A 16,603-nucleotide genomic window follows, 5' to 3' on the forward strand; every position below is an offset into this window, starting at 1 on the left:
GCGATAAGCGCGAGCATTGCTTACTATACGAAAAGTATCGGCGTCACTTAGCGTAACGAACTTTTCGAAGATCGAGCGATGAAACATGACAACGTTGGGGCGGGAAGTGAATCATTGCCGGACTCGCTTGTGTATGTGGTCGACGACGACGAATCCATTCGAGGCGCCCTAACCTCTCTACTCATGTCAGTCGGCATTCACGTGCGGGCGTTCGAATCGGCCGACGATTTTCTGGCCACGGACATGCCGGACGTGCCGAGCTGTCTCATTCTCGACGTTCGTCTGCGGGGCACGAGCGGCTTGACCCTGCAGCAGGAGCCCTTCAAAGAGAGTGTTCGATTCCCGGTCATATTTCTGACCGGGCACGGCGACATCGAGATGTCCGTCAAGGCCATGAAGGCGGGCGCCTTCGATTTCATGACAAAGCCATTCAAGGATCAGGATCTGATCGATACGATCGCCGCTGCCTTAAAAAGGGATATTGAATTAAAGCGCCAGGAAAGGATCGTTGCGGGCATCCGTCAAACATACGATTCGCTGACAGCGCGCGAGCGGGAAGTCATCAGGCTGGTCGCCGACGGGCTGTTGAACAAGCAGATCGCCGACCTCCTGTGCCTGAGCGAGGTAACGGTCAAGATCCATCGGGCCCAGGCGATGCATAAGCTGCAGGCGCGCTCAGTGCCTGATGTGGTCAGGAAGTTACAGCAGGTGCTGCCTGTGCACTAAGTGCGACTCAGCCATTTCTGTATTCGCTGCACTCTCGCCGCCATCTTCGGCCGGGATCGATCCCGGCTAATACGAACTGTCACTAAAATCATTCTAAGGTCTTATTGCCGCCTTGTCCGTAGGCCTGTAATTTGCCTAAAGGATTCAGCCTTTCTGAATCCTTTCGATGCCGTACGGACTCGAGATGAGAACAAAGCGCTCTCCTGCAGTCATCGGGGTAGTGGACGACGACGAATTCGTCCGGATGGCGACATCCAGTTTGCTTCGTTCGGCAAACTGGAGAGTCATTGTCTATGAGTCCGCCAACCATCTTCTGGGTGATACGCGCCGATCGGAACTGAAGCTTGTTGTCGCGGACATTCACATGCCGGGCGTGGACGGTTTCGCGCTGCTTGAATCGATCAAGCTATGGAAGCGGCCTGTTCCTGTCATTTTCATTACTGCCTATGCGACGCAGGAGCTTCTCGAGCGAGCCGAAGCCGGCGGAGCCGCCGGTTTCTTCTCAAAGCCAGTGGACGACGCACGACTGCTCGCGCTGATTGGCGCGATATTGCAGAAGTAACCTGGCCGAGGGTCCGTCCGTTTGTCAGCGTGTAGCGCGATCGCCTAAACGTTGCCCGGAAGCGAGACGTTGCCTGGCGCGGGCAACGTGAACTGAAAAGTGGCGCCCCCGGCGGAGTTCGACGTCACCCATAATCGTCCACCGTGACTTTCCACAATCGAACGGCAGATCGGCAGTCCCATTCCCAGGCCGTTGGGTTTGGTCGTAAAAAATGCCTCGAAGACGCCTTCCAGATGTTCGACGTCCAGACCTGGTCCAGAATCCTCCACGCTGATGCAGAGTTCGTTGGCACCGGACTGGCCGGTTCGGATCAAAAGCGTTCGCTCGCCGACGTCCATTGCACTCATCGCTTCAAGGGCGTTGATCATGAGATTGAGCATCACCTGCTGCAGTTGTACCCGATCCCCCTGGATCTGCGGCAATCCATCAACCAGCTGGACGACGAGCTCGACGCCGTGCTTGCCGGCTTCACCTCGCATGAACGCGATCAACTCGAGAATCGCTTCGTTGATGTCCAAGCCGTCTTTTCGCTGCGGCTCCTTTTTAAAGAATGCGCGGGTGCGGTCGACGATGTTATTGGCGCGGCCGCCATCCGCGACAATCCGGGTGAGCGCCTGACGCACTTCGTCGAGATTGGGCGGGCGCGCCGCCAGCCAGCGCAAGGCCGCACTGGCGTAGGCAACCGTTGCGGTGATGGGTTGCTTCACTTCGTGGGCAATCGATGCCGATAACTGCCCCATCGTCGCCACGCGGTTTGAATGCGCCAGTTCCATCTGGAGTCCGAGATATCGCCGTTCGCTATCGCGCACGTCCTGTTGCGCCCTCTTCTGATCGGTCAGGTCGACTATGAAAGCGACGCCCTGCCCTTCACGATCGCCGAACGCCGCCGCGCCGACCAGCACGGGCACCCGGCTGCCATCCTTGCGGAAGTACTCTTTCTCGAACGGTTTAGCGCTTCCGGTAGCCGTCAATTCCGCTCTCACGAATTCGTCGAGGTCACGCCACTCGGGCGGAGTCAAATCGGGCCACCGGATACGCCCTGAGAGCAGATCTTCCCGGCTGTAACCCACAATGCGCAGAAAAGCGTCGTTGGCTTCGACGACGTTGCCCTCAAAGTCCCAAATGTGGATCCCAATGATGTTCGAGTCCACCAGGCGCCGAACCTTTGCCTCGCGTTCCTGAAGGTCGGCATACAGACGGGTGTTCTCGAGTGAAATGGCGGCCTGCGATGCCAGCAAATCGAGCAGCGACGAGCGGCGCGCCGTAAAAACATGCGAAGTGGCCGTGTTCTCGAGATACAGCAGGCCGCCGAGTTTGCCCTGTCTGACCAGAGGCAGGCAGAACACGGACCGAGTGGCGCCGCTTGCCAGGTAGCTGTCCTGGGAGAACATGTTGGGTATCAACGCATCGTCGATGATGACGCTCTTTTGCGTGTGGATCACGTAACGCAGAATGGCGGCAGGGACGGCAGAATTGCCAGGCGGCTCCCGGTTCAACTCGATCCCGTTTCCATTGATGCGCGCCTCTGCCTCGATCCGGTAGCCGTCCGGCTGCTGCAGGACAACTAACAGGCCCCGATCGGCGCCCGCGGTCTGCAGCGCTATCGTCATCAGGCGTTCGATCAGGCCTGTCAATTCGATCTCGCTGGAAAGGGCTTGAGAGGCCTTGAGCAGGGTCGCGGCGTCGAACTGCCGCCAACCGAAGCTGAGTGTCGACGTAGCATTGCTCCCGTCCTGATTGGCGAGGCGGGGGAATTGCCCGTCGAGTTGCGCGACTTTGCCGTCCGCGCCCCAAAAGGCGAAGCAATGACGCGCGTTGCGCAAATACGCATCGGCGCTCGTCCTGAGACCGCTGCTTAGATAGAAGCGGCCGGCAAGTTCGTTGGCGATGCCTTCGTGGTGTAGAAAGCCATTTTCATGAGCGGAGTGGACCGCCTGTTCGTAAAGGCGCATGGCGTCGAGATCCCGGCCCTCCAGACGCGCAAGCTCCGCGCAAACCAGCGCGTAGCGGTTCTGATAGTTCTCCGGGCAGTGCTCAGCCCACGTTGCGAGCTTCTTGAGTTTCGCCGCAAGCATGCGCGCATAGACTTGCTGCTGTTCCTCGGATGCCTGCGGATAAAGCGCCGTCAAGGTGAGCGCATGAAAGAAGTGATAGGTCGGTTCGATCGCCAGTGCCATGACAGAACTGAGGACCGCCTCCGCCCGGTCCGCGGCCTCCAGCGCGTCGGCATACCGGCCGTCGAGAAAGGCAAGCATCACCTTGATGATGCGATAGACGCCGATAGCGCAGCCGAAATTCGATCTGATGATGGCCTCGAAGCAGGCTGCTTCGTCGAACGTCTCGTCGTTCAGATTCAACGGTTCGCTCGTCTTGCCGCGCAGACTGATGACGAATTGCCGCTCGACCCGGATCAACTCGTACACCGCGTCGTTGTGGCTCTCCCGCGCGAGCGCCGCGTACTTTTCCGAGAGCGTTTGCACGTCCTCGAGGGCGGCCCCTTTCTCGATGGTCTGCCAAACCGCGTTGAATGCGACGTTGCCTGCAAAAACGAAGTCGCCCACTTCCAGGCACGCAGCGGTCGCCCGCTCGAGAACCGGCAGATTAGCTGCAATGTGGCAGCGCCAGAAATTGACGTGGGCGCCGTACAGGTGAAGCAGCTTTCCATTCAGGCGCCGATTGCCGAACTTCTCGTTCAGTTTGAGCGACATCTCTGAAAATTGCACCGCGGTGGGGATATCGCCGATCAGAGACACCAGCATCAGCGCGTAATTGCCGTAAGCAAAACTGGAGTTCTCGGTATTGCCGTGCTGCAGGGAGAGATTGACCGCCTTGAGCGTGATGAGCGGGTAAAACGCCGGCCGCGCGGCAAAAGCGCAGTTCATCGCCTGAAGCAGAAGATTGACGATCGCACGGATCGCGGGTTCCGTCGCCACCGGCGCCTCGACCAGTTCGCCGATGGGACGCCCGGCCTGATTGACGCGAATGTCCCGCAATCCGTCATCGACGGCCGCCTGGATGTCCTGCTCCGTCTCAGGAAAGAGAATGCCGAAATCGCGCAGCGCAACCAGCGCGACCGCGAAGCTCTCGTCATATCTCCCGGCGAGCTGATACAACTCGATCCGCAGGCTGAAGACCTTCGCACGATCGAGATTGGAGCGCGCTCTCGCGAGCATCATGTCGGCCAGCGCGTCGGCTTGCGCAAAATCGCCGGCCAGATATTCGCACTCCGAAAACGCGAGATAGAGTTCGAACGTGCTGTCGTAGCGCTGCGTCCACGCATCCGGCGACAGCAGCGCCACGGCTTGCGCCAGATAGCTGCGAGCGGCCGCGTAGGCGGTCGAATTCATCGCGCGCCGGCCCGCGATGAGGTTCAACTCGACGACCTGCTCACGCTCCGGCTCCGCCTGGATCAGCGCGGCACCACGATTGAGATGGTTGACGATATCGAAGATGGGATCCTCGAGCGCTTCCGGCGGGGTCCGCGACACCAGCGCCCGGCCGATCCGCAGATGCGCGGCGGCGCGCTCGTCGGCGGGAATCAGCGCATAAGCGGCCTCCTGCACGCGGTCGTGTGCGAATTCATAGGCGTTGCCCACGCGAAAAACGAGACCCGTCCGCACGGCTTCCCACAGGTTCGCGTGCACCTTCTCTTCAGAGCCGCCCTGAACCCACGTCAGTGCGGTGACTTCAGCGACGTTGCCGAGACACGCCAGTTGCCCCAACGCGTCGCGCGTCAGCGCAGGCAGGCGGCTCAGCTTAGCCGCCATCAGATCGGCGACGTTCTCGGTGAAACCCTTCGCGCGAATGCGTGGCAAATCCCAGCACCACGCGGCGGCGCGCTGATCGAATGTGAGCAGGTCTTCATCGGCGAGCGCCGTCAGAAACTGGATCGCGAAGAACGGATTGCCGCCGGTCTTCTCGTGCACCAGTTGCGCGAGCGGCCCGGCTGTCGCGCTGTCGCAGTGAAGCGAATCGGCCACGAGTTGCGTGACGCTGTCCGGTGTGAGCGGCGCGAGCTCTATCTGCTGCACCTTTCTTTCGGCGTGGCTGATCGACTCGAGCGTGCGCGCAAACGGGTGCGACGCATCCACCTCGTTGTCCCGGTAGGCGCCGACCAGCAGAACGTGCTTCACGTCCGGATGCGTGACGAGGTGGGCAAGCAGGTCGAGCGTCGCCGTATCGACCCATTGGAGATCGTCGATAAACAGCGCGAGCGGATGCTCAGGTCGCGCAAATACGCCGAGAAAACGTCGAAATACCATCTGGAAGCGGTTTTGCGCATCCTGCGGCGGCAGAGCCGGCGCCGGTGGCTGCTCGCCGATGATGAGCGCGAGCTCGGGGATCAGTGTCACGATCAGCTGACCGTTGGGACCGAGCGCTTCCATTAGCGCGTGCCGCCACGGCTCGACCTCTGCGTCGCTCTGGCTCAAGAGGTTGCGCACGAGCGTCTGGAAGGCCTGTGCAAAAGGCACATAAGGAATGTCACGTTTGTACTGGTCGAACTTGCCGGACGCGAACAGGCCGCGTGGCGGCACCAGCACCCTGTGCAACTCGTTGACGACCGACGACTTGCCAATGCCCGGATAGCCCGAGATAAGCACCAGTTCGACCGCCCCGCTACCCACGACACGATCGAATGCTGTCACGAGCGCTTCGATCTGTGCCTCGCGTCCGTACAGTTTTTCGGGAACGAGCAAGCGGTCGGACGCGTCGTGCGCCCCCAGCGGGAACGGGTCGACGCGCTGGTGCGCCTCCCATGCCGCGAGGCACGACCGCAGGTCGGCTTCGACACCCGCCGCGGTCTGGTAACGATCCTCGGCGGCCTTGGCGAGGAGCTTCAGCACGATGCCCTCGACCGCCTTCGGAATACCGTCGACGCGCTCGCCTGGCGGTGCCGGCCTGCGCGCAATATGGCAATGAATCCATTCCATCGCGTCCGATGCGGTGAACGGCAGCGAGCCGGTAAGCATCTCGTACAGTGTGACGCCAAGCGAATAGAGATCGCTGCGCGTGTCGATCGAACGGTTCATGCGGCCCGTCTGCTCGGGCGCCATATACGCGAAAGTCCCGGCGACGATCTCCGGCGGCGCGGGCGGCTGATGTTCGTGCGGCAGTTGCGAGGCGATGCCGAAGCCGGTGAGCCGCACGTTGCCGTTCCCGTCGACGAGCACATTCGCCGGCTTGATGTCTTTGTGAACGAGCCCGCATCGGTGAACGTGACCGACTACTCTCGCCAGATTGACGGCGATGCGCAAAAAACGCGTGAGCTCCAGCGGACGGCCGAGTGAGCGATGGAGGGGCTCGCCGCCGTCGTCGTCGAGAACGAGCATGGGCGGCTCTCTGCGGTGATAGAGCGCCAGCGGCTGAGCGGCCCAGCTGGAATCGAGCAACGAGGCCAATCCGTATTCGTGCTCGAGCCGTGTAATGCTCTGCGTGACCGTACGGGTGGCGACCAGCGCGAGCACCGAGACGGGATGGCGGGGTCTCCGGGCTCGATACAGGGAGAAGTCGCCGTCATCGTGCAGCGGCTCCAACTCATATCCGGTGAGATCCACGGTGGACTCCACTGTCGACCGAAGCTAGTGGTTTAGCGATCGACCGGAGCGGGCCGTCGACCAGAGTTGGCGCTTTAGCGCTTACTCTGGTCCATAGCGCGCTACTCTGGTCCCATGCAAAGCACTGACTCCGATCCCACGCAAGATGGTTGCTGTAAGGCTACGAATTCCATTTAGAAATTATTGTCCACGCTTCCCGCCTTCCCGGCTATGGCTTGCACCGTCGTCCCATTTATTGGATCACCGCCGGCGTGACGCCAGAAACCGGACCCAAAAAAAACGGCATGCGCGACGCGCTTCTCGCGCGCGCAGCATGCCGCTACATCAGGCTGGAGCCTTCCGATACGCCCGCACTGAAACAACCCGGCGACGCGGCCCCCTTACTGCTGCGGCAAGGCGTAGGCAATCACATAGTCGCCAAGCTTCGTGCCGAACGAGCCATGCCCACCCGCCGCGATCACCACGTACTGACGGCCGTTGATCGAATAGCTCATCGGCGTGGCCTGGCCGCCCGCGGGCAGGCGGGCCTCCCAGACCTGTTTGCCGTTGTTCACGTCGAACCCGCGAATGTAGTTGTCCGCCGTCGCGCCGATAAACGCGACACCGCCCCCGGTGACGATCGGACCGCCCAGCATCGGCATGCCCATCCTGAACGGCAGCGGAATCGGCGAACTGTCGCGCACGGTGCCAATGCGCTTCTTCCACACGATCTCATTGGTCTTGAGATCGATCGCGGAGATGTAGCCCCATGCCGGCTGCTTGCACGGCAAGCCGAACGGCGAGAGGAACGGGTTGATCACCACGCCGTACGGCAGGCCATATTGCGGCTGGATGCCTGACTCGGTGCCGCTGCCCTTGGCGCCTGGCACCGGCTCCAGCGGATTGCCGGGGCCGCGCGGAATCAGACGCGAGACGAACGGCAGCGCGATCGGGTTCGCGACGGCGAACTGGCGGTCGGTGTCGACGGCAATGCCGCCCCACTCGAACATGCCCAGGTTGCCCGGGAACACCAGCGTGCCCTGCAACGAAGGCGGCGTGAACGTGCCTTCATACCGCAGCTTGTGAAACATCACACGGCACACGAGCTGGTCGTACATCGTGGCGCCCCACATGTCGGCGTCGGTCAGGTCCTTCGACGGGCGATACGTGAGCTGCGAGAACGGCTGCGTCGGCGCAACATGGTCGCCGGGGGCGGCGCCTTGCGGCACGGGCGTTTCGGGCGCCGGCACGACGGGGACACCCGTGCGGCGGTCGAGCACGAACAGGTTGCCGGTCTTGGCCGGCGCGTACACGACCGGCACGGTCTGGCCGTCCTTGCCGGTGATGTCGGCGAGCGTGGGCTGCGACGGCTGGTCCATGTCCCACAGATCGTGGTGCGCGGTCTGGTAGAACCAGGCGAGCTTGCCGGTCGATGCGTTGAGTGCGAGCAGGCCGCTGGCATAGCGCTCCTGATCCGGCGTGCGGTTGCCGCCCCAGATGTCCGGCGTCGTGACACCCATCGGCAGATAGACGATGTCGAGTTTCGCGTCGTAGGCGGACGGTGCCCACGAGTTGGGCGAATTCCACGTGTAATGCTCGCCCGCGCCCGGAATGTGATTCGGATCCTTCGCGCCCGGATCGAACGCCCAGAGCAATTCGCCCGTGCGCACATCGAAGCCGCGGATGACGCCCGACGGCTCGCGGTTCGAGAAGTTGTCCTCGACCGCGCCCGCCACGACGATCACCTTGCTGGTGATGATCGACGGCGACGTGGGCTCGTACATGCCCGGCGTCGTGACCGGCTGGGCGTGTTGAAGGTCGAGGTCGCCGTGGTTGCCGAAGCCCTCGCAACGTTGGCCTGTCAGCGCGTCGAGCGCGTAGAGGTGGCCGTCGTTGACCGGCAGGTAGATGCGGCGCGTACAGGCGGCCGTGGCATCGCTCGCCGGCGTGGTAGCGGCTGCGGCGGCGTCGCTCGCTGGCGCGGCGGCAGTTGCGGCTGCGTCGCTCGTCGGCGTGGCAGCCGCGGTGTCGCTCGTCGGCGCGGTAGCGGCTGCTGCTGTATCGCTCGACGGCGCAACCGCGGGTGCGGCCGCCGTGGCGCTAGCCGACAAATCGACATACGACACGCCGCGGCACGTCACGTGCTGGAACGACGGATCGGCCTGCAGCTTCGGATCGAACTTCCACTTGAGCGTGCCCGTCTTCGCGTCGAGCGCGAACAGAATCTGATGCGGCGAGCATAGGTAAAGCAGATCGCCGATCTTGATCGGGGTGACTTCGTTGGTAATCTCGACAGGATCGTTGGGCCCTTTCATATCACCCGTGCGGAAGGTCCAGGCCACCTGGAGATCCTTCGCGTTCTCAGGCGTGATCTGCTGCAACGGCGAATAGCGCGTGCCTTCCTGGGTGCGCCCATAGGCGGGCCAGTCGGCGGCGTCGATCCCGGTGCTGGCGCCGCTCGCGGGCGCAGCAGCGCTCAGTGTGCCGTTGACCTGCTGCGGATCATTGAAGTTCGCGTACACGAGCACGCCCGCCCATGCCACGAGCGCGACCACGAGCGACGCGACACCCAGCTTGCGCTCGCCCTCCAGCCGCCAGCTCATGAGCAGCAGCAACCATACGCCGAAGATGACGAGCACACCGGAGCGCGGCGCGAGCGCCCAGAAGTCGGGCCCCGACTCCAGCAGAGCCCAGATCGCCGTGCCGATCAGCACGAGCGCATAAAGCACGAGCGCGGCGGGACTGCGCCGCCAAAGCAGCCAGGCCACGCCCAACAGCACGATGCCTGTGATGAGATAGTAGGCGGAGCCGCCGACCGCGAGCAGCCATGCGCCACCGATCAGCAGATAGAGCGCGGTCAGCACCGTAAAGAGCAATGTGATGACGCCGATCACGCCCCGCGAATTCGACTGACTGGTCATGATGATCTCAACCCTCTTGAGTGGATGCAGCCTGCCGCCAGTACCGACGCCGAATTCACGCGCCGGAGCACGGTAAAAAGCATATCAGAACGTGTGCATCATTCCGACGTACACGCCGGTTTGCGATTCGCCGGCTATCGGGCTCGTCGGCGAGGACGAATCGCGCGGCGTCGCGAACACCGAGAACGTACCGTTCCCGCTGTTGTTCACGTAGGCGACGGTCCCGTAAAGAAAGGTACGCGAGTCTAGGTTATAGGTGGTCCCGAGCGCATAGAGCAAGGCATGGCTGCCAGGATCGTGCGAAGCATCTCCGGTACCTTCGCCTACCCGGATATAAAAGCCCGCCGCCGTCATGGCCCAGCGTGGCGTAGCCTGATAGGTGGCGCCCAGCCAGTAGTGGTCGGCGCTGTCGGCCACGCCTGCGGGCGAATCGGGCGCCGCGTAGTGCGTGTAGGCCGCCTGGATCTTGAACTTCTGCACGCGCACGTTCGCACCGACGAAATACTCGCGCGAGGCCGTGAAGATGTTGGATAAGCGCCCGCTCGAATCGCGTAGCTCGTCGTAGATGCCGCGCACGTCGAAGAGCGGTGAATGGTACGTGAGCATGATGCCGTCCGAGCGGCCGAACTCGCCCTCGGCGCCGTTGTTGAAACCGCTCGCCTGATTGCCAAAGGCATATTGGCCCTGAACGTCGAAGCCATGAAAGACCGGGCTGTGGTACTCGACGTTGTTGCTGGTCTGCTGCCAATTGCGCCCGCGCACGAGCGAAGCCGACGACACGGCCTGCTGCACGAACGGATCGAATTCCCAGACACCGTCGCTGTCGATAAAAAGATTGCGCCCGGCCTGCAACTGGCCCCACGTCTCGTTCTTGAGGCCGACATACGCGCGGCGCGAGAAGAGCCTGCCACCGCCAGTCGTGCCGTTCATGATCTGCAGCGCGGTTTCGAGGTCAAACAGTGCGGACATGCCGCCACCGAGATCTTCGGTGCCCTTGAAGCCCAGCATGCTGGTGCCCCAGTCGCCGCCTTCCGCGCTCCAACGGCTCGAACTGCCGCCCATGCCGTTGGCAATGTGATTCAGGTATTCGATCCCGCCATCGACACGGCCATACAGCGTCACGCTCGATTGTGCCGAAGCAGCCGTGCTGGCCGCGAGCAGGACGATACCGCACAGTTGATATTTCACGAGAGGTTCCAGGTTGATTCTCCTTTCGTTCTCCTTTCTGCCCCAGCCTCCGCTGTGCTGATGGATAGCGTCGTCAGGAACGAGTCAAAGCCGGACCGCCAACACAATCGCTCCCTCCAACCCTCGTTGTGATTCGCCCGGATCGTTGAGCACTGCCATGACGTACCAAACATGGGAATGCACTCTGAGTCTGCATACTACGAGGCGCAGCGGCCACTTGATATGACATATTTGTTGTAGCCGGTTACCCTGTACCGCTTGCGGATCTGCTGGAAAAGCCGCAATGGCAATGGTCTCAAGAATCGTCACGCCGCGGGTGCGCGGGTGCAAAGCAGTCCACCTTCAAAAGCCAGGCGGCATAGAACGTCGTCAAGGCGATGTTTCGAGTTGCAGTTTGCTTGCCTGCCTGACCAGAGTGGCAAATGAACCCGCCTGCATTTTTCTCATGATGTTGCCGCGATGCACCTGCACGGTGTATTCGGCGATGCCAAGGATGGCTGCCGCCTGCTTGTTGAGCAAACCGCTCGCGAGTAACGGCAACAGTTCCTGCTCACGAGGCGTCAGCGATTGATGGAGCGCCTGCAGCATCGCTGCCTCTTGCGCCTCCTTGCGAAGGACGTGCGCCGTGGCAAGCGCCGCCTCGACCGCGCGTATCAACGCATCCTCGTCGAGCGGCTTGGTGAGGAAATCGACAGCCCCGCTCTTCATGGCAAGGACCGCGGACGGCACATCGCCTCTTCCAGTAATGAAAATAACGGGAATCGAAGAGTCCGTGCCGACTAGCTTCTGAACTTCCAGGCCATTCATGCCTGGCATTCTCATATCCACGATCAGACATGCAACGACGTTACGATGCGGCGTGTCCAGAAACGCTTCGCCAGAGTCGAATGTCTGGACGTCTCTTCCGTTTGCGCGCAACAGCGCAGCGAGTGCTTCTCGCACGCGTGTGTCGTCGTCGACCACATAGACCAGTTCGCTCGCGCAGTCCATGAAACCCCTCTATCGTTAGCGCGTGCCTCGCCCGACAGGCTTAACGCGGCGTCCATACGATTCCGCCATGCGCGTGCGACCACGCGACCGGGTCCTTGAGAAACGCTTCCAGTTCGTTCAGCGAGCGTTCGTCGACGAGCCCGTCGCTTCTGGCAGCAACGAGCACGTCGTGCCAATTGGCCAGCGAATGCACGCTCACTCCCCAGCGGTCCAGCATTCCTGCCGTCGGGAACACGCCGTAGTCGAATACCACGAAGATGTCCTTCATCTTCGCGCCGACTTCGAGCAACGCGCGGCAGAACTCCCGCTTCGACTCTCCCGCAGCCATCAGGTCGTCAATCAACAGTACGCGGTCGCCGGCTTCGATCACGCCTTCGATTTGCGTCGAGAGGCCGAGACCTTTGGCCTTCTTGCGCACGTACTGCATCGGCAATTGCAGGGCGTCCGCAATCCAGGCCGCCATCGCGATGCCACTCGACTCCGCGCCGACAATTGCGTCGATGCCCTCGAGACAACCACGCTCACGCAGCAGTTGCAGGCTTTCGCCGACCAGCGCGTGCCGCAGCTTTGGAAACGAGATGAGCCGCCGGCAATCCATGTAGACCGGGCTAGTCCATCCTGATGGCAGGCGGAATGGTTCATCGACGCGGAACTGAACACAACCGGCTTCGATGAGAGCCCTGGCGACGGTCGTGGTCAGTCCGAGCTCCGTGCGTGAAATCGACATACAAACTCCGATACTTGTGTTGGCCTGCGCGTTGAAATCACTTTGCAACGGCATCCTGTTCTGCGCCTGCACCCGCGGCAGCAATCAGATCGACAAGGCTGCCGTAAATGCGGGGCTGAATGAGTGCCTCCGGGCGAAGCGCCTCGTCGAGTTGCGCGCCGGTCATCAACTGTCGACGAAGCACGACTTCCCTGATGGTCGTGCCGTGCGCATGCGCTTCCGCCGCAACGGACGTCGCATTCTTGTACCCGATGTACGGGTTCAGCGCCGTGGCCAGCGCGAGCGAGCGCTCCATGGTCTCGCGCAGATGCCCGGCATTCGCCGTAATACCCTTCACGCACTTGTCAGCGAGCGTGATGCACGCCGCAGTGAGATGTTTGAAACTGCGAAACAGCGCATAGGCGATGATCGGTTCGAAGGCATTGAGCTGAAGCTGGCCGCCTTCCGCGGCAAACGTCACGGTGATGTCGTTTCCAAACACCTCGAACGCCACCTGATTGACGACCTCCGGGATAACCGGATTGACCTTGCCGGGCATGATCGAAGAACCCGCCTGCATCGGCGGCAGGTTGATTTCGCCGAAACCTGCTCGTGGTCCGCTCGAAAGCAGGCGCAGGTCGTTGCAGGTCTTCGAGAGTTTCACGGCGATACGCTTGAGTACTCCGGAAATCTGAACGAACGCACCGCAGTCCTGCGTGGCTTCGATCAGGTTGGGCGCTGTGCTCAGTTCGATACCCGTGATCCGTTGCAGCGCTTCGAGCGCCTTCTGCGCGTAATCGGGGTGAGCGGTAATACCTGTACCGATGGCGGTGGCACCGAGGTTGATCTCCCGAATCAATGCCGACGCCTCACGCAAGCGCGCCATATCTTCTTCGAGCATGACCGCGTAGGTTGAAAACTCCTGCCCGAGCGTCATTGGAACTGCGTCCTGCAGTTGCGTGCGGCCGAGCTTCAGCAAACCCGCAAACTCCAATGCTTTTTCATCGAATGCCGCATGCAGTTGCGCCATGGCTTCGAGCAGGTGCTCGATGGCAAAGAATGTGGCGATGCGCAAAGCTGTCGGATAAACGTCGTTCGTGCTTTGTGCGAGATTGACGTGTTCGTTCGGGTGAAGATGCGCGTACTCGCCCCGCTTGTGGCCCATCAGTTCGAGCGCACGGTTGCAGATCACCTCGTTGGCGTTCATGTTGGTCGAAGTGCCCGCGCCGCCCTGGATCACGTCCACGACGAACTGCTCATGCAGGTGACCTTCACGTATCTCGATACACGCGGCGACGATCGCATCGCGCAATGTTGGCGACAGCAGGCCGAGTTCAGCGTTGGCAACGGCTGCAGCCTGCTTCACTGCGGCAAGTGCGATGATCAGATTGGGATAGCACGAGACGGTCGTCCCCGAAATCTCGAAGTTTTCTTTCGCTCGTAACGTATGCACGCCGTAGTACGCGTCTTGCGGCACTTGTCGCTCGCCAAGAAGGTCATATTCAACGCGGAACTCCTGATTGCTCATAGCTCTCTCCGGCGGGTCTTTTAATAGGCGTTCGAGTGGTCGACGAGGCGCCAGGGCAATTCGCCGCCTCCCATGAATGTTTCAATCGATTTGCCGTCACCGAGTTCGACGCTTCGTGGCGCGTCATTGCGTTCCCGCGTCAGCGTCACGGTGCCTTCGTTCGGTGGAAGGCCATAAAAACGGCGGCCGTTATCGCTTGCGAAGGCCTCAAAGCGCTCGAGCGCATGTTCTTCGTCGAACACCGTCAGGTAGGCCTCAAGGGCTGTCGGCGCGCTAAAGATACCGGCGCAACCGCACGCGGCTTCTTTGGCGCCGCGCTCGTGCGGTGCCGAATCAGTGCCGAGAAAAAACGACGGTGAGCCGGAAGTCGCGACACGCCGCAGCGCAAGTCGATGCTGCTCGCGCTTGAGGACCGGCAAACAGTAGTAATGCGGCCGCAATCCCCCGGTGAACATCGCGTTCCGGTTCAAAAGCAGATGCTGCGGTGTGATGGTCGCCGCGAGCCGGCCACTGGTGTCCGCGTCAACAAAGTCAGCGGCCTCTTCGGTGGTAATGTGCTCGAGCACGACCCTGAGCGCCGGAAACCTGTCGAGCAAGCGCTTGAGCGTGCGCTCAATAAAGACAGTCTCCTTGTCGAAAACATCGATAGCCGGGTCGGTGCTTTCACCGTGAATGAGAAGCGGCATGCCCAGTTCCTGCATGACATCGAGCACGCTTGCGACCTTGTCGATGCCGGTCACACCGTACTCGGAATGCGTCGTGGCGCCGGCGGGATACAGCTTCACCGCCGTGAACACGCGCGCCTCGAATCCCTTCCGGATTTCCGCAGGGTCGGTGTCGTCACACAAGTAGCATGTCATCAACGGCTCGAACGCAGAGCCTGCGGGCAATGCTTCGAGGATGCGCTCGCGATAGGCTCGCGCGGCTGCTACCGTCGTAACCGGCGGTTTGAGGTTGGGCATCACGATGGCGCGGCCGAACTGGCGCGCCGAAAACGGCAGCACGGTGCGAAGCATCGCGTCATCGCGCAAATGCAGATGCATGTCATCCGGGCGCCGGATGGTAATTGACTGAACCATGACTGTTCCTTGACCTGAGCGGACTCGTTAGAGATGGTCGATGGTGTCGGCAAGCACACGCACGCCAAGCATGAAATCGTCGATGTCCATCGCTTCATGCGGATTGTGGGAGCCGTTCTCGTTGCGGATGAACAGCATGCCGCTGGGAATACCCGCGTTTGCAAACAGCGACGCGTCGTGCCCCGCGCCGCTAGGCACGGTCTCATAAGGCGTCGCCATGCGCTCGCAAGACGCGGCGAGCGCGGCGCAAATCTTCTCGTCCATCGTGGCGGGCGAAGACTCCAGGCGCCGGTCGAATTCGAATTTCACGCCACGTTCGCGCGAAATCGACGCGCACTCGGTACGCATCAACTGGTAGAACCCTTCGAGCGTGTCATGGCTCTTGCTGCGCGCTTCGAAGCTGAAGTGCACCGTGCCCGGAATACGCGAGATGGAATGCTCGGACGGGTCCGTACCCACGATGCCCGTCGTCACGACGAGGTCTATGCCGCGCTCGAGCAGCACGCGCCAGTGTTCGTCCAGCCTGGTGATCAGGTCCGCTACGGCGAACATCGCATCGTGACGCAGCCAGCGAGGGACTGCGCCCGAGTGACCCGCCTCGCCGACACAGGTAATCCGGTTGTGCCGGACGTTGCCACGAATGCCCGGCACCACCCCGAGTGCAATCTTGCGGGCGACCATGATGGGGCCCTGCTCGATATGCAGTTCGAGATACGCTTTGGCGCGGGATTGATCGAAGAGCATTTCCTGAGACGCAATGGCGGCGGTGTCCGCACCAACCCGCTCCATGTAGCTGGCGAGCGACTTGCCCGAGGTTCGATGCTTGAGTTCGAGATCCTGTGCGGAGAGCTTGCCGAAGAGGGAGCCCGAGCCCATATAAGCCTTGCCGAACCATGCGCTTTCCTCCCCGCGAAAGGCAATGACGCGCAGCGGCGTACCCGACGCTCGACCACTCTGCTTCTGCGCAACCAGGCAGAGTAAGCCCGCGATGATGCCGGCAAGGCCGTCGAAGTTGCCGCCCTGCGGCACCGAATCCATATGCGAGCCGACCCAGACGGCCGGCTGCTGCGTGTCGCTTTCGGGCAGACTGAAAATAAGGTTGGCGGCGCGGTCGACATCGACATGCAGCCCTTCCTTCCCGGCAAAGTGCCGCAGGTAATCGGCCGCTGCGGACTCGCCTTTGCCATAGCTGTCTCGCGTGACACCTACACCGTCGGATGAGAGTTCGCGAATATCATCGAAGAGTTGCTGCGCGAGCCCGGTGAGGTCAAGTATTTCCATGATGCCCGTCCATTTGCACAATGTGCCGGTGCTATCCGGCACTTTCCCGAAGGCACTCGGTGAGCGAGCCGCCTTCACGCAACGAGGA

Annotated in this window: 10 protein-coding genes; 2 read left to right on the forward strand and 8 right to left on the reverse strand. The window is 61.6% G+C overall.

Annotated features, from left to right (window positions below):
- Positions 1-78 precede the first annotated feature (78 nt).
- Together ACQKRQ_RS16350 and ACQKRQ_RS16355 are read left to right on the forward strand one after the other, a co-directional pair.
- Entirely contained in the window at positions 79-726 is a 648-nt protein-coding gene (locus tag ACQKRQ_RS16350) for a response regulator transcription factor (protein WP_427478136.1), read from the forward strand.
- Positions 727-946: 220 nt separating this feature from the next.
- A complete protein-coding gene (locus ACQKRQ_RS16355; protein ID WP_427478138.1) occupies positions 947-1,288 on the forward strand; it encodes a response regulator in 342 nt (113 codons plus the stop codon).
- A gap of 44 nt (positions 1,289-1,332) precedes the next feature.
- Here the strand turns inward: ACQKRQ_RS16355 and ACQKRQ_RS16360 are convergent, their stop codons facing one another.
- The 8 genes from ACQKRQ_RS16360 to ACQKRQ_RS16395 form a co-directional block, all read right to left on the reverse strand.
- A complete protein-coding gene (locus ACQKRQ_RS16360; RefSeq protein WP_427478140.1) occupies positions 1,333-6,843 on the reverse strand; it encodes a trifunctional serine/threonine-protein kinase/ATP-binding protein/sensor histidine kinase in 5,511 nt (1,836 codons plus the stop codon).
- Positions 6,844-7,223: 380 nt separating this feature from the next.
- Positions 7,224-9,743: a glucose/quinate/shikimate family membrane-bound PQQ-dependent dehydrogenase gene (locus ACQKRQ_RS16365; RefSeq protein ID WP_427478141.1), complete on the reverse strand. Its 2,520-nt coding sequence runs from the start codon at positions 9,741-9,743 to the stop codon at positions 7,224-7,226.
- An 84-nt stretch (positions 9,744-9,827) separates the two neighbouring features.
- Complete coding sequence (locus ACQKRQ_RS16370) at positions 9,828-10,931, reverse strand: porin (RefSeq protein WP_427478143.1); 1,104 nt, start codon at positions 10,929-10,931, stop codon at positions 9,828-9,830.
- Between the two features lie 369 nt (positions 10,932-11,300).
- Positions 11,301-11,894 carry a response regulator transcription factor gene (locus tag ACQKRQ_RS16375; RefSeq protein ID WP_427478145.1) on the reverse strand — a complete coding sequence of 198 codons (594 nt, stop codon included), beginning with the start codon at positions 11,892-11,894 and terminating at the stop codon, positions 11,301-11,303.
- Between the two features lie 67 nt (positions 11,895-11,961).
- A complete protein-coding gene (locus ACQKRQ_RS16380; protein ID WP_427478147.1) occupies positions 11,962-12,648 on the reverse strand; it encodes an orotate phosphoribosyltransferase in 687 nt (228 codons plus the stop codon).
- 37 nt (positions 12,649-12,685) lie between these two features.
- The gene (aspA, locus tag ACQKRQ_RS16385; protein ID WP_427478149.1) at positions 12,686-14,155 is read right to left on the reverse strand and encodes an aspartate ammonia-lyase; all 1,470 of its coding nucleotides are present in this window, start codon (positions 14,153-14,155) and stop codon (positions 12,686-12,688) included.
- A gap of 20 nt (positions 14,156-14,175) precedes the next feature.
- Complete coding sequence (gene pyrC, locus ACQKRQ_RS16390) at positions 14,176-15,234, reverse strand: dihydroorotase (protein ID WP_427478151.1); 1,059 nt, start codon at positions 15,232-15,234, stop codon at positions 14,176-14,178.
- A gap of 27 nt (positions 15,235-15,261) precedes the next feature.
- Positions 15,262-16,515: an allantoate amidohydrolase gene (locus ACQKRQ_RS16395; protein WP_427478153.1), complete on the reverse strand. Its 1,254-nt coding sequence runs from the start codon at positions 16,513-16,515 to the stop codon at positions 15,262-15,264.
- Positions 16,516-16,603: the final 88 nt, after the last annotated feature.

The organism is Paraburkholderia sp. NPDC080076 (assembly GCF_050281145.1).
In the GTDB taxonomy this organism is placed as follows: Bacteria; Pseudomonadota; Gammaproteobacteria; order Burkholderiales; family Burkholderiaceae; genus Paraburkholderia.

Coding starts and splice junctions, on each gene's coding strand:
- ACQKRQ_RS16395 (WP_427478153.1), bottom strand. CDS start 16,515: ATGGAAATACTTGACCTCACCGGGCTCGCGCAGCAACTCTTCGATGAT.
- ACQKRQ_RS16380 (WP_427478147.1), bottom strand. CDS start 12,648: ATGTCGATTTCACGCACGGAGCTCGGACTGACCACGACCGTCGCCAGG.
- aspA (WP_427478149.1), bottom strand. CDS start 14,155: ATGAGCAATCAGGAGTTCCGCGTTGAATATGACCTTCTTGGCGAGCGA.
- ACQKRQ_RS16365 (WP_427478141.1), bottom strand. CDS start 9,743: ATGACCAGTCAGTCGAATTCGCGGGGCGTGATCGGCGTCATCACATTG.
- ACQKRQ_RS16350 (WP_427478136.1), top strand. CDS start 79: ATGAAACATGACAACGTTGGGGCGGGAAGTGAATCATTGCCGGACTCG.
- pyrC (WP_427478151.1), bottom strand. CDS start 15,234: ATGGTTCAGTCAATTACCATCCGGCGCCCGGATGACATGCATCTGCAT.